Source organism: Hoeflea sp. TYP-13 (assembly GCF_040932035.1).
In the GTDB taxonomy this organism is placed as follows: domain Bacteria; phylum Pseudomonadota; class Alphaproteobacteria; order Rhizobiales; family Rhizobiaceae; genus Hoeflea_A.
In genome coordinates this window covers 1,482,942-1,496,278 of record NZ_JBFRBB010000002.1, presented here as the reverse complement: position 1 = coordinate 1,496,278, position 13,337 = coordinate 1,482,942, and the positions used below count along the sequence as shown (strand labels likewise).

General features: G+C 57.9%; 11 protein-coding genes and 1 pseudogene. 2 read left to right on the top strand and 10 right to left on the bottom strand.

Translation table 11 applies throughout. The features are described from left to right. Positions 1–53: 53 nt before the first annotated feature. Positions 54–1,067 (bottom strand): TAXI family TRAP transporter solute-binding subunit, encoded by a 1,014-nt coding sequence (locus tag ABVT35_RS17065; RefSeq protein ID WP_368467821.1) that lies wholly within the window; start codon positions 1,065–1,067, stop codon positions 54–56. Between the two features lie 185 nt (positions 1,068–1,252). On the opposite strand from ABVT35_RS17065, the gene ABVT35_RS17060 reads away from it, so the two are divergent. Further along, on the top strand, positions 1,253–2,203 hold the full coding sequence (locus tag ABVT35_RS17060) for a LysR substrate-binding domain-containing protein (protein ID WP_368467820.1): 951 nt from the start codon (positions 1,253–1,255) through the stop codon (positions 2,201–2,203). 80 nt (positions 2,204–2,283) lie between these two features. Here the strand turns inward: ABVT35_RS17060 and ABVT35_RS17055 are convergent, their stop codons facing one another. From ABVT35_RS17055 to ABVT35_RS17035, 5 genes are read right to left on the bottom strand one after another with little or no spacing between them, the layout of a single operon-like run. Next, positions 2,284–3,015: a class I SAM-dependent methyltransferase gene (locus ABVT35_RS17055; protein WP_368467819.1), complete on the bottom strand. Its 732-nt coding sequence runs from the start codon at positions 3,013–3,015 to the stop codon at positions 2,284–2,286. Between the two features lie 60 nt (positions 3,016–3,075). Further along, entirely contained in the window at positions 3,076–4,494 is a 1,419-nt protein-coding gene (locus tag ABVT35_RS17050; RefSeq protein WP_368467818.1) for an amidase, read from the bottom strand. Between the two features lie 28 nt (positions 4,495–4,522). Then, positions 4,523–5,623 (bottom strand): DUF1513 domain-containing protein, encoded by a 1,101-nt coding sequence (locus ABVT35_RS17045; protein ID WP_368467816.1) that lies wholly within the window; start codon positions 5,621–5,623, stop codon positions 4,523–4,525. A gap of 1 nt (position 5,624) precedes the next feature. Continuing rightward, on the bottom strand, positions 5,625–6,734 hold the full coding sequence (locus ABVT35_RS17040; protein ID WP_368467814.1) for an imelysin family protein: 1,110 nt from the start codon (positions 6,732–6,734) through the stop codon (positions 5,625–5,627). Positions 6,735–6,769: 35 nt separating this feature from the next. After that, positions 6,770–7,633: a phosphodiesterase gene (locus ABVT35_RS17035; RefSeq protein WP_368467812.1), complete on the bottom strand. Its 864-nt coding sequence runs from the start codon at positions 7,631–7,633 to the stop codon at positions 6,770–6,772. 181 nt (positions 7,634–7,814) lie between these two features. Here ABVT35_RS17035 and ABVT35_RS17030 point away from each other — a divergent pair, with 181 nt between their 5' ends. Then, positions 7,815–8,222, top strand: coding sequence for a hypothetical protein (locus ABVT35_RS17030; RefSeq protein WP_368467811.1), 408 nt, complete (start codon positions 7,815–7,817; stop codon positions 8,220–8,222). 64 nt (positions 8,223–8,286) lie between these two features. On the opposite strand, the pseudogene ABVT35_RS17025 reads toward ABVT35_RS17030, so the two are convergent. The 4 genes and pseudogenes from ABVT35_RS17025 to ABVT35_RS17010 all read right to left on the bottom strand — a co-directional run. After that, positions 8,287–9,273 (bottom strand): annotated as a pseudogene (locus ABVT35_RS17025) (NAD(P)-dependent oxidoreductase); the annotation flags it as partial. Positions 9,274–9,284: 11 nt separating this feature from the next. Continuing rightward, positions 9,285–10,493, bottom strand: coding sequence for a mandelate racemase/muconate lactonizing enzyme family protein (locus ABVT35_RS17020; protein ID WP_368467810.1), 1,209 nt, complete (start codon positions 10,491–10,493; stop codon positions 9,285–9,287). A gap of 27 nt (positions 10,494–10,520) precedes the next feature. After that, positions 10,521–11,624, bottom strand: coding sequence for a mandelate racemase/muconate lactonizing enzyme family protein (locus ABVT35_RS17015; RefSeq protein ID WP_368467808.1), 1,104 nt, complete (start codon positions 11,622–11,624; stop codon positions 10,521–10,523). Further along, entirely contained in the window at positions 11,621–13,261 is a 1,641-nt protein-coding gene (locus tag ABVT35_RS17010; protein ID WP_368467806.1) for a GMC family oxidoreductase, read from the bottom strand. The genes ABVT35_RS17015 and ABVT35_RS17010 overlap by 4 nt, the downstream gene beginning before the upstream one ends. Between the last annotated feature and the right edge of the window lie 76 nt (positions 13,262–13,337).

Sequence of the window (13,337 nt, the reverse complement as noted above, 5' to 3'; positions counted from 1 at the left end):
CCGCGCTTATGCAACAGCCGCCCGTTCCGCACCGCGCCTATTTTGCCGGGGCGTCAGTTCAGCATACCGGCTTCACGGTAAAAGCGCTCGGCGCCGGGATGCAGCGGCACGCCGATGCCGTCGATGCCGTCAAGAGCGGTTTCAAGCGTAATCACCTTGCCCTTGGCATGGCCGTTGTCGAGTAGCTTGCGTGCTGTCGGCGACCACATAGCCTTGGTGATCTGATAAATCAGCTCTTCATCGATATTGGCATTGGTGACCAGGATGCCGGACACGGCAACTGTGTTCACATCATAGTCGACGCCCGGATAGGTGCCGGCCGGAATGGTGGACGGAATGTAGTAGGGCACCGTCGCATTGGCCTGTTTGACCTCATCGTCAGTGAAGGAATAGAGCTCCATTCCCTTGGTGTTGTCGAGCTGGATCATGGCGGCAACAGGCGTTCCGGCAGCATAGAAGTAAGCGTCCAACTGGCCGTCCGCGACCCGCTCAGCACTTTGTGCGTTGTTGAGCTCTGCCTCGTCGATATTATCGCGGTTGACGCCATAATCGCCGATGATCAGTTCAACCGCGATCTGCGTGCCGGAACCGGCCTGTGCGATGCCGACGCGCTTGCCTTTAAGGTCCGCAATGCCGTCGAGTTTTGCACCCTTGGGCATGACCAGATGCAGATCCTCGGGGTATAGATTGGCAATGACGCGCAGGTCCGGCTTGGCATTGCCTTCAAACTTGCCCTTGCCGTGATAGGCAAAGTGCAGCGTTGCAGCACCCGAAAGCCCGGCTTCCATTTGCCCTGCCTGGATAGCATTCACATTGTGGGCGGATGCATTTGTGGATTGTGCCATTGCAACAAGACCCGGCACGCCGCAATTGCCGCCCTCGTCACAGGCTCTTGATCCTGGCGGGTTGGAGATGGCGTTCGCAATTATGCCGCCGATCGGGAAGTAGGTGCCGCCGGCACCGCCCGTGCCAATGCGGAAGAATTTCATCTCCTGTGCCTCAGCGGCAAAGCCGCCAATAACGGCACCCATAAGGGCCAAGCCAAGTAGTTTTCCAGCGGATTTCATTTGGAACCTCCCGTTTCTGCTGGCACCTCCCGACTTCCCCGTTTCAACCGGGCAGGCGAGGAGGTGTCGGATATTTGTAATTGTCCAAGAGTACGGATTGAGGCCATAAAGACAAATTGTAAATTCTTTGATATGTATCGAAAACGCTTATAGCTTTGCGAGGCTGCAAAACCGGGGGTGCGCACGTGAAACTCAATCAACTTGCAGCGTTTCGAGAAGTGATGCTGACGCGCTCCGTTTCGGCGGCCGCGCGTAATCTTTTCCGCACGCAGCCGGCCATCAGTGCACTGATCTCAAGTCTTGAACAGGAGCTCGGTTGTGAGCTGTTTGCACGGCGCGGCGGCCGCCTTCACCCGGTGCCGGAGGCCTTTTATCTGTTCGAAGAGGCCAATACGATTCTCAACAGCCTCACCTCTGTCGAGCGCAACATTAAAAGCCTGCGCGACCTTGAGAGCGGGATTCTCAATATCGTCTCCATGCCAGGCCCGTCCGTTTTTCTGCTGCCGAAGCTGATCAGCCGGTTCGTCGAGGGGCGCGACGATGTGAAGGTGACATTGGTGACCCGCAGTTCGCCGCAGGTTCAGCAGCTCCTGTCGACGCAACGATATGATGTCGGCATTGCGGACCAGGGTGTGACCCCGACCGGAGAATCACCGCTTGTCGACCATGATGTCATTCGTTGCGACTGCATGTGTGCCATGCGGGCGGACGATCCGCTGGCGGGGCAGGACGAAATCTCGGCAGCGGACCTCGATGGCAGGCCGATGGCAGCGCTTCACACGGAACACTCCACGCATCGCCACACAAGGGCGGCGTTCGAAGCGATGGGTGCGGATTACAATGTTCGTTTCGAAACGCAGTACTTCATTCCGCTGCTGACCTTCATCGAAACCGGACAGGCCTATTCCGTCGTCGATACGCTGAGCGCTGAGAGTTACCGGATTTATCGCAGTGATGATCAAAGGATCGTCTTTCGGCCCTTCAAGCCTGCAGTTCCGCTGTTTTTGTCGCTGATGACGCCTGCGCACCGGCCGGTCTCCAGGCTTGCGCAGTCATTCAACTTGGCGCTGAGGGACGAGATTATTCGCATTAACAGCAGCGCAAATTCGGAACCTTCCAACACGGTTCGCACCTAAAGTTCCGGCGGGATGCCGAGGCTCGTTCGTGCGCAGGTCGGACAGATGCAAGCGATGGATCTTTCCACCCAGTCAACAGCTCACCTTGTTGCAACCAGGCGATAACCGCAATCAAGGTCTTCAAGGTTGAGCAATTGGGAATAACGTTGCGCCCAGGCACCGCTATTCAAGTCTGTTTCCAGCTTCCCGAGCCCTTCGGATACATTACCCAACGCCCAGAATGACGACATGGCGGCCCGCACCCTCTCGTCAAGATAGGCCGCAGGACGCTGCCAATAGGCTGCCAGGAAACCGTCTGTGCAGTCGTGAGGAATTGGGACAGCCGATACGTCGACGGGACCGAGCCAGCTTTCGTAATCCGCTATCCGCGGCATTTGCTCTTCGTCCAACGTTACAAGTTCGGGAAAATAGTCTGCCAGCCAGAACCCGCGGAAAGACGGGTCGTATGTAAGAAAAACGATCTTGCCCCGCGTAACGCGGCGCATCTCCATGACACCTTTTTCCTGGTCAGACCAATGGTGAATCGTCAGGATCGCCATCGACGCATCGAATGATTTGTCAGCAAAGGGCAGGTCTTCTGCACTGCCCTGAATGACGGTCACATCGGACGCCGCACGCTGCTGTATCATCTCGGCCGAAGGCTCAACGGCAGTAAGCTGTCTTTTAGTCGGTTCGTATGAACCAGCTCCGGCTCCAACATTCAAAACGGTCCGGGCTGATCCCAGCGCTTGTTCAATCCGGGCGGCTATGCGCAAATCCGGCTTTCGCAAATTGGCGTAGTTCAGTCCGATTGTGTCGTACAACGCGTTCATATCGCGGCGTATCACGGTGAACCCGTTTTGTCAGCATTGAACGTCCGTTACGTCCGCACCTCAACGCCGGGCAGGGTCGACCGGAACCAGGTCCCAGCCGAAGATTTCCTCAAGATATCTGGCGATTGAAAAAAGTGCCTGTTCGCCGTGCGGTTTGCCGACGAGCTGGATGCCGAGCGGTAGGCCGTCCGCAGTCCTTCCGCAGGGAATTGTGATGACCGGCAGGCTCGTAGCAGTGATCGCATAGACGATCTTGAGCCAGCCGTAATAATCGCTGATTGGAACACCGCTTGAAGATCCCGGATAGCGTTCTTCTGCTGGGAAGGGCGAAACGATGGTTGCCGGGCAGACGAAAACATCGTGGTCCTGCATGAAGCCAGCCGCGCTTTCAAACACCCGCCCTTGCGCCATCAGGGCGCTGCGGATTTCGTCTCCACCTGCCGCCAGTCCCTTTTCGACGTTCCAGACGACTTCCGGCTTGAGGGTATTACGGGTCTTTTCAAGATCGCCGCCGAGATTGCCTGCGTAGATGAGTGCCCGCTGCAGCGTGAACGCTTCCTCTGCATCGCTCAGATCCGGGTGGGTTTCTTCCAGATCCATGCCGGAGCCCGCGAGGGTTTTCATCGCCTTATCAAATGCTTCGCGTACTTCTCTGGATGTTTGGGTGAGGTCGAGATCGGGGCTGAAAGCAACGTTCTGTGGCATACGGGGGTGTCGCGCGGCACTTAGGAAGGATGTCGCAGGCGCCGGTTTTGACAGGCCGGCACGGTGTGAAAGGCCGCACATTGCGTCGGTGAGCAAGGCGACGTCCTCGACAGAACGGGCCATGGGCCCTTCCTGGCCGAGAAACTGGAAGGGAAAATTGCCGGGATCGGTCGCGATCAGCCCCGGCGAGGGGCGCAGGCTGGCGATGCCGCAGAAACTTGCCGGGGTGCGCAGCGACCCGGCCATGTCCGAGCCATGGGCGAGCCAGGCGGTGCCGCTTGCGAGTGCCGCAGCCGCGCCGCCCGATGATCCTCCGGCCGATTTCGATAAATCGTGCGGATTGCGAGTTGTACCGAAGACATCATTGAACGTATGGCCGCCGGTGCCGAATTCCGGCGTGTTTGATTTCGCATAAATAACCGCGCCGTTATTTTCGAGCGTCTGCGCCACCGCACCGGTGATATCCGGTGTGTTGTCCTCAAGCAGTTTCGAGCCGAATGTCGTTCGCACTCCCGCGACATTCGTCAGGTCCTTGATCGGCACCGGAAGTCCGCGCAATAGACCGCGATCGGCGGGAGGTATGTCGCGCAGACGGCGCGTTTGATCGCGGGCTCTCTCGAAGCACAATGTCGGCAGTGCGTTGACTTGCCGGTCGACTTGCGCAATCCGGGCCTCGAGGGTGTCGAGCGCATCGTCGGGCGATATCTCGCCAGCGTCGAGCAACTCGACCATTTCGCAGGCGCTCTTATCGATCAGTTCTTGCCTGTCCGCCACTATCGGCTCCCTTTTTCCGGCAACGCAGCTAGCCTGATATCCGCAGCAGATGGTTGTCCCATTGCAGGCTCCCATTGCTGATCGTACCTTTTGCCGTGTCGAATATTGCGCCATTGCCGGTGGTCGCGCGATATCCACGGTGCCCCTCGGCAACGCCGCAGACATTGGCAAGGTTGCTTTCGCGCAAAACGCTGCCTGTCTTCCCATCGAGTATGAGAAGACAGTTGCCGCGCGGCGAGGTGATTGCAAGCGTTCCCCTCTGCGGATCGGCGGCAACCGAGCCTATATAGTTTTTAAGCTTTGCCAGGGCTCCGGGCTCCGTCTCAAAGAGCCGGATGCTGCTACCAGGTTCGGCGTGACCGCACAGCGGCGGATGATCCTGCTGCGAGCCCTCATACTGGCAGGCGAAATAGACGCCGTTATGGCCAATTCGGGCAAGATGGCGGATCGAGAGCTGATGCAGTTGCTTGGGCAGGGACTGCCTTTCAAGCAGCGTTCCGTGAACGCAATCAACAAAACACAGGCACGGTTCCATCGTTGCAAGATTGAGTTTGGTGCGCCCGAAATCGGGATGGGTTTCGATGCCGCCATTGGCTATTGCGAGTGAGCGGCCATTTCCGAGCAGCACCATGTCATGCGGTCCGGTGCCGCCGGAGGTTAATTCTCCGATCCGTCTGTAGCCATCGCCGACGTCATAGATGCCGATCATGCCGGCAGCATTGTCAAAATCGTTTTCGCTGGCGTAGAGCAACCGTCCATCCGGCGAATAAACGCCGTGGCCGTAAAAATGGCGGCCCGGCGCCGCCATGATATTGCGCGGCGGTGCATTCCTGGCCGTATCAAAAGCGACGGCAACGGTTCCCGGTCTTCTCGCGAATGCCACTGCTCGGCCCGATTCGTGATGATGCGCGACATCATGACCGCGGACAGGCAGCGGGATCGATGCAATGACAGCGCCGTCTTCGGACAATAGGGCCGCACCGAAACCTCCTGCCTTGTCTGAATAGGCCGAGGCAAACACAGCATCCGCTCGTGACAGTTCTTCGGCCCCTGCGGGCGAAAGTGATGCGGCAAAGCCCAAGCCTGCGGCTTTCAGAAAATCGCGACGTGAAACCGGTTCGCCTGCCAAATCAGTCTCCGTCGAGGCTGGAGAAGTTGGCTGTAAGGTCGAGTGCTGCCGTCATATCGATCCCGAAGTTCTCGTTAAGACCGCGCACGACTGTCCGAACATAAGCGAGCTTTGCCCTTTGCTGCGGATTGGCCAACATGTCAGTTGCCGAGCCGTCAAGGGCGTCGAGGTTGGCAATGCCGTGGCGAAATCCGAATTCGATTGCCTCATTGATCCAGTCGGACCCTTCCGGCAGCAACGATGCGAGCTCAGATTGCCTGTAGAATTCCTGAATGTCGGAAAGGCTCGTTTGTAGGCTTTTCAGCGTATTTCCCGACCGCCTGAATAGCGCCCGGCGCGGTCTGTCCTTTTCCGGGGTTATCCCCAAAAAGGCACCCATTTCGACCGTGTCGTAGAATTCAAGGCCGTTGGAAAAAAGGCTCACAAGCGCGCTCAGTGATTCCTTTTCGTCCCGGTAAAGGGGATTGTTCGCCGCGGGATATTGCCACGAATGGGCAAAACCGTCCGGCGCCTGCCATTCTGTCAGCAACTGGCCTGAAATGGTGTCGACATTTGTGCTGATTGCCTTTGCAAAACGGCAGCGAAATCCGTCGGTCTTTTGCCCCAATGTCTCGGAACCCTTGCCGTAGAGCACATATTCCAGTGCCGCCAGTCCCTGGACCGCCACGCTCTTTTGCGAAAGACCGCCGGCGCTAATTGCAGTCTCATCCTGCTTTGCCAGTATGGCCTGGATCTGCCGCAACCCAATGCCTCTCCGATCGGGCCAAAAGAGCAGCTTTTCAAGTCTATTGTGCTGCAGGATCGGTCCGATGCGCACGATGCTGATTGAAGACCAGTTCGATACCAGCCTGTCGAAATCGGCCCGCACTTTCGCCAACTGTGCATTGGATGGGATTGCGCAAAGCTGTTCGATGTGTTGTCGAAGATCGCCAGCAGCCCCGTTGAACTGCTGAAATGCCGGAATGATGTATTTGTCGGTGGCGTTCTGGATGATCCTGACGGGCGTGCCTTCTTGCGACGCCTTTGACGCGGGCAGCGGCATCAGCAGTCCCGCTGTAATGATCGCGGCGGCAATGGCCCGTCCGCGGCGGTTTTTGAATGACAATTTCATCGTTGTCTTGTCTGCCGTGAAATTCTTGTTGCTTTTCAGGTCATGCGGTCCCAGTCGCCATGGCGCATGTGAAGGCTGTATTCCCGGCCATCCATGCCTTCTGGCGTCACCAGTTCGAAATGCGGCGAGCGGTCCATGAACTCGTGCATATGGATAATGATCTGCTCCGCATCGGCCAGAGCCACGCCATAGGTCGGCGGCTCAAAATTTCCCGGAACGCTGGTCTCCGGCGCTTCGAGATCGAGAGCGAGCTGGTGGTTGAGGCCACGAATGCAGGAAAATGCCATCCCGCGCCAATTGCCGCAAATAGGCCGGTGCACGTGGCCGAAGAAGATTTGCCGAATCCTCGAAATGTGTGGCTTCAGCACTGCGTAGAACGGCTCGGCGTCCAGAAGCGCGATTATGTCCATACCCTTCAACCCAAGTTTCATGGGAGGATGATGCATGAAGATAATGACCGGTGCATCCGTGCTTTCGAGTTGCTGTTTCAGCCAGGCAAGGCGTTTGGGACAATATTCGCCAGCATCGGTCTCGGCCTCGATCTTAGTGTCGAGAAAGAGGCAGCGCCCGGCTTCGGTGTCGAGGGCATACTGAATGAAGCCGTTCTCGTCCGTCTCGATGCTGGGAAGCGCCGTCAGCATGGCCTTGCGGTTGTCATGGTTTCCCATCATCGGCTTAACGGGGATATCGAGGCGGGCAATTGCGTCGGCAAGAACCCGGTAGTTGTCGTCATCGCCCCAATGGACCTGGTCGCCGGTAAGGACAACAAAATCCGCATCGCTGTGTTCCTGGTTGATGCTGTCGATTGCCGCGTGCAACCGGCGTTCAGGCGAAACGCCGTAAAGCCTTCGGCCGCCGCTGATAAGGTGTATGTCAGTCAGGTGGATGAATTTCAGCACGTTCGGTAACCTTTCCGGGCGGTACGATTTTGTTAACCACTATATTATCTTTACCCGGTTTTTCATGCGTTTTCGATGTCGGGTTCCGGCAATTAAACCTTTGTGCAATTGAGCTGCAAGTCTGCGGAAATAGCCTCTGTCTGACACAGCAGGAATGCGGTTCGGCAGGGGACAAATGATCATGAACCTTTTGTGGGCGCCCGGACAGAGCGGCGCCACCCGGGAAATACTTCAAAATCTGACGGAAAGGGAAAAGTTCCGGCTTTTCCTGCCTCCTTTGGCGATCGTCATTTCCTCTTTGGCAGTGCAGATCTTTCTGACTATTGCCTTGAACGTTGCCCCGCCACCGGCAATGGTCGTTGCCGCGCTGATGATATTGACGCTGTTTGCCGCGGTACGGAAATCCCAAAGGCGGATGATGCTAAGAACCCGGCATGCGAGACTGTGCGGCTTCACCAGTTCCGATGTTGCACCCATCGGTACCTGGTCCCGCGAGGACTGGATAACATTCATAAAATTGACCGCTGTTGCCCTGGCACTTGCCGCTGCCGGCATGTTCGCCGGAGCAGCGTTATACATCTGGTACTAGTGTCCTGAAACTGAAGTTCGTCACATTGCGCAGCGCGCGCTGTACGAACTTCAAATCCATCACACTAGACGGCAAGTCCCTTCGGAACGACTTCATAGCCGGGTTCTTCCGGCTCATCGTCAGTCATCTCGGCGGGAAAACCCGGTGCGGAAATGCTGCAACCGGTGGCCTCTTCCAGACGGCGAATGATATTGGGTGAATATTCGCGCGAGCCGAAGCGCTTTTCGCCGTCCTTGAAGATATCGATCATGATCGGGTTGATTTCCAGCGGAACGTTGAACCGGTCGGCGACCTGCTGGAACAGGCCGATGTCTTTGGATACAAGATCCATGGTGAAATTGATGTCGCGCGAGCCGTTGAGGATGACCTGGCTTTCGGTTTCATGGACGAATGAATTGCCCGAAGAAATCCTGATCGCCTCATAGGTAGTGTTAAGGTCCATGCCGGCGGCCTTCGAGGTCACCAGAGCCTCGCACAGCGTGATCAGGTTGGCGGTCGCAAGATAGTTTGTGACCACTTTCAGCACGGATGCCGACCCCAGCGGACCCGTGTGCAAAATGCGCCGGCCCATGGATTTGAGAACCGGCAACATACGCTCGAAGGTTTCGCGTTCGCAGCCCGCGAAGATGGCTATGTTTCCGGTCGCGGCGCGGTGACAGCCGCCAGAGACGGGACAGTCGACGGGTTCACAGCCTGCTTGCCTGACAAGAGCACCGAGCCGTGCGACCTCAGCCTCATCGGTGGTCGACATTTCAGCCCATATCTTGCCGGGCGACAAACCTGCCAATACACCGTCATCGGCTTCCATCACCGCGGCGGAAGCGGCCGGGCTCGGAAGGCAGGTAACGACGATATCGCAATTCTGCGCCATCTCCATCGGACTGTCCGCCCAATGGGCACCCCGGTCGAGAAAGGGCTGTGCGACCGATTTGTCGAGGTCGCGCACGGTCACATCGAACCCGTTGCGCAAAAGGCTGCCTGCCAGCTTGCCACCGACATTGCCTAATCCGATAAATCCGATTTTCATGCGTTTCTCCGTAAATGATCGTTTTGATTGTCGCCCTAGCGCAGGGGCTCGGTTTCCATGGTCAGATGCAGTTCGTCGCCGGTGTAGGGATGGGCACGTGCGACCGCCTCGTCGAGTTCGACACCGAGACCCGGTGCTTCCGGCGGGATCACGTAGCCGCTGTCCCATTCGATGGGGTTTTTCAAAAGTTCGGCGTGAAATCCGTCCCATTTCTGGATGCTTTCCAGGATCAGAAAATTGGGTATGCAGGCCGATAGCTGGATATTGGCCGCGCCGACGACCGGTCCGCAGTAAAGGTGAGGCGCGATCTGGGCATAGCGGGTTTCGGCCATTGCCGCGATTTTCTTGGCTTCCAGCAATCCGCCGACGCGTCCAAGATCCATCTGGAGTATCGACGCCGCGCCGATATCGAGCACACGGGCAAATTCATATTTTGTGCAGAGCCGCTCGCCGGTGGAAATCGGGATGGATGTGTAGCGCGCGACCTCGGCCATCTGTTCCGGCATTTCCGGCGGTACCGGCTCCTCGAACCACAATGGATCATACGGCTCCAGCCGCCGCGCCATGCGCTTGGCACCGGACACGGTAAACTGGCCATGGGTTCCGAACAGCAAGTCAGCGCGCGTGCCAACCGCCTCGCGGATGCGCCGGCAGAAGGTTTCCGAACGTTCAAGGTCCTCGAGGCTCGGCTGGTGGCCGTCATATACGGTGTAGGGACCGGCCGGATCGAACTTGACGGCGGTAAAGCCCTGATCGACCCAGTGGAGGGCGATTTCAGCCGCTATGTCCGGATCGTTGTAGACGTTGCGCGTCTCGGGATCTGGATAGACATTTTCGTCGCCCGGCGGATAGAGATAAGTGTAGCTGCGGAGTTTTTCATGCACCCGGCCTCCGAGCAGTTCGTAGACAGGCTTATCCGCGGCCTTGCCGATGATGTCCCAGCAGGCCATTTCCAAGGCGCTCAGCACACCCATGACGGTTACATCGGGGCGTAGCGTGTAGCCGGCCCCGTAGGTGTTTCTCCACAGCCGCTCTATGCGATGTGGATCCTCACCTTCGAATATGCGGGTAAAGACATCCTTGGCCATCTCGGCAACGAGATGCGGACTGAAAGTGGCATTGTAGATTTCGCCGACGCCGACGATGCCGCAGGCCGTCTTCAACTGTACGAAAATGAAATAGCGACCGCCGCGTGAGGGTGGCGGATTGCCGACGACGAAGGTTTCGATGGATTGAAGTTTCATGACATCATCCGATCTTTCAATGGTCCGCTAGTCGAGCGCGCTTATCTGGTGGTGCGCTCCATCGAGCCAATGCGGGTTGATTTCAACGCCCCAGCCGGGAGCGTCGGGAACAGTAACACCACCCTCGGCAATGGCGAACGGGTCGTTGACAAACAGATTCCGCTGCCAGGGGTAATAGTCTGAACCTTCAATGGAATACTCCAGATAAGGGCCGGCATTCGGGATGGCCTTCAGCAGGTGCATGGTGAAAACCGTGATCATGGAAAGATTCGCAGAATGCGGGGTGCAGACAAGACCCGCATCGGCTGCCATCTTTGCCACGCGCAGGGTGCGCGCCAGACCGCCCATGTAGCAGATGTCCGGCTGTGCCACGTTGACCGCCCGCATGGCGATCAGGCGCCGCCAGGTCGAAAGATCGCAGTCCTGTTCGCCGCCGGTGACATCGAGCGTAAGCGCGTCAGTGACCTGCTTCGTCTGGTCAAGATCCCAGTACGGACAGGGCTCTTCGAAATGACAGACGTTGTTGTCCTCGAGCAGGTGGCCGATTTCGATCGCCTTTGGCGCGCTGTAACCGCTGTTGGCGTCGACAAGGAGCGCAACATCCTCGCCGAGAGCCTTGCGGACTGTCGGCACAATCGCCTCGGTGCGGCCCGGCCACTCATCGACATCGTGTCCGCATTCGCTGGCAATACGGAACTTGAAAGCGTCGAATCCGAATTCGTCGTGCAGAGACAAAAACCGCTCCGCTTCTTCCTGCGGCTGGATGTCCCGGCGCATGCTTGATGCATAGGCGCGCCGCCAGCCCGGTTGACCGCCGATCAGGGCGCACACCGGCTTTTCTTCCAGCTTGCCCTTCAAATCCCATAGTGCGGTGTCCAGGCCGGCCAGTGCACGGCGCAGATAGGAACCGGGAAATTTGTGCTCCCTTTCGACAATCAGGTCGACAAGGCCGTCAATATCGTCCGCGTCCTTTCCAAGTGCCCAGGGCGCGATCTGCCGATGGAATATCTGTGCAGTGATATCTGCATTATAGGTGGACATCTGGCCCCACCCGGTTGAGCCGTCCTGTGCTGTCACGCGGACGAAACCGACAAATTCGTTGCTGAAGGTCTCAAGAGATTTGATTTTCATTCGGCCTTGCCCCCGGCAGCAATTGTGTCCTCGAGGATAAGGTCGGCGCCTCTTTGCGCCAGCATGATGGTCGGTGCATTGGTGTTGCCGGAGGTCACGTTCGGAAAAGCCGAAGCATCGACCACGCGCAGCCGGTCGACGCCGTGCACGCGAAGGCGTGCATCCAGCACCGAGTTGGCAGCGTCCGTTCCCATGCGGCAGGTGCAGGTCGGATGATAGACGGTGGAAGCCCGCTCCTTGAAATCCTGGAGCATGTCGTCGTCGCTCATCGAGGCCGGATCGGGTTGCCTGGCGGATTTTATGAGCGCGCTCATGGTCGGCGTTTTGATCAGTTCACCCAGGAGCCTCGCTCCCCTGATCACGGCGTCGCGGTCCTCGTTGGTTGTCAGTGAATTTGCCTTGATCTTCGGAGCATCGTGCGGGTCGTTGGAGGCGATATCGATGCGTCCGCGACTTGTTGGCCGGCAGGGCTGGTAGGAAAGAAGAAATCCCGGTTCCGGGTCGATTTGAGGCGCCGTTCCGGACCCGGTCGAATAGGTGGCGGGGTTGCAGTAGATCTGCATATCTGCGCGGGTGGCCTGCGGTGTGGAACGGATAAATCCGCCACACTGATTGATGCCGAGGCTCAGCATGCCGCGGCGCGTCAGGGCATATTGCAGGGCCGCCATAACCCGGCCACGCCAAGGCTGAAGCTTGTTGTTCAATGTCGGCACGGTGGATTGATAATAATAGTTGATCGCCAGATGATCCTGCAGGCCGCCGCCGACCTCCGGCAGATCCGCGTGCACTTTAATGCCGTTATCCTGAAGATGCCCTGCCGGACCAAGACCGGACAGCTGCAGCAGCTTCGGCGAATTGACTGCACCGGCGCTGACAATAACCTCACGCCGGGCATTTGCCTGATGCGATTGACCATCGCGCAAATATGTGAGGCCGATGACCTGCCTGCCGTCGAACAACAACCGCTCGACAACTGCATTCGAAATCACCTTCAGATTGCTGCGCCCGAGTGCGGGGCGCAGGAAGGCGTCGGAAGCCGAACAGCGCCAGCCCTTTCTGGTGGTGTTGTGGAAAATGCCGAGGCCTTCTTTTTGCCTGCCATTGAGATCGGCGGTTGTCGGCCAATGGGCCTCGCGGGCAGCGTCAAGGAACCGGGCTGTTACCGGATGGGCCTGGTCGACCTCATCGGTCACCCATAGCGGGCCTTTGCCCGTAGTCTCGATCCTGCCATTCCTGCGCCGCGCCTTTGTCTCGGTACGCTCGAATATCGGGCGGACCCGGTCCCAGTTCCAGCCCGCAGCGCCGCTGTCGGCCCAGTCGTCGAAATCGTGTGGCAGGCCACGGCAGTAGACCATTGCATTGATCGAGCTTGAACCGCCAATCACCTTGCCGCGGGGCCAATAGGCCGAGCGGCCGTTCAGTTCCGGATCGGGCTCTGTGTCATACTGCCAGTTCACGGACGGGTCCATGAATGTAAAACCGTAACCGATGGGTACGCGGATGCGCAGCTTGCGATCCGAGCCGCCAGCCTCTATCAGCAGCACCGAATGGCGACCACATTGCGTCAACCGATCGGCCAGGACACAGCCGGCCGACCCCGCACCCACCACTATGAAATCGAATTTTTCACCGGCCATGTCTGTTCCATCTTGTCTTGCGACAGTGTTGATGGTGATATGACCATAATCAAACGAAGCTTTATCGGTCAAAGAC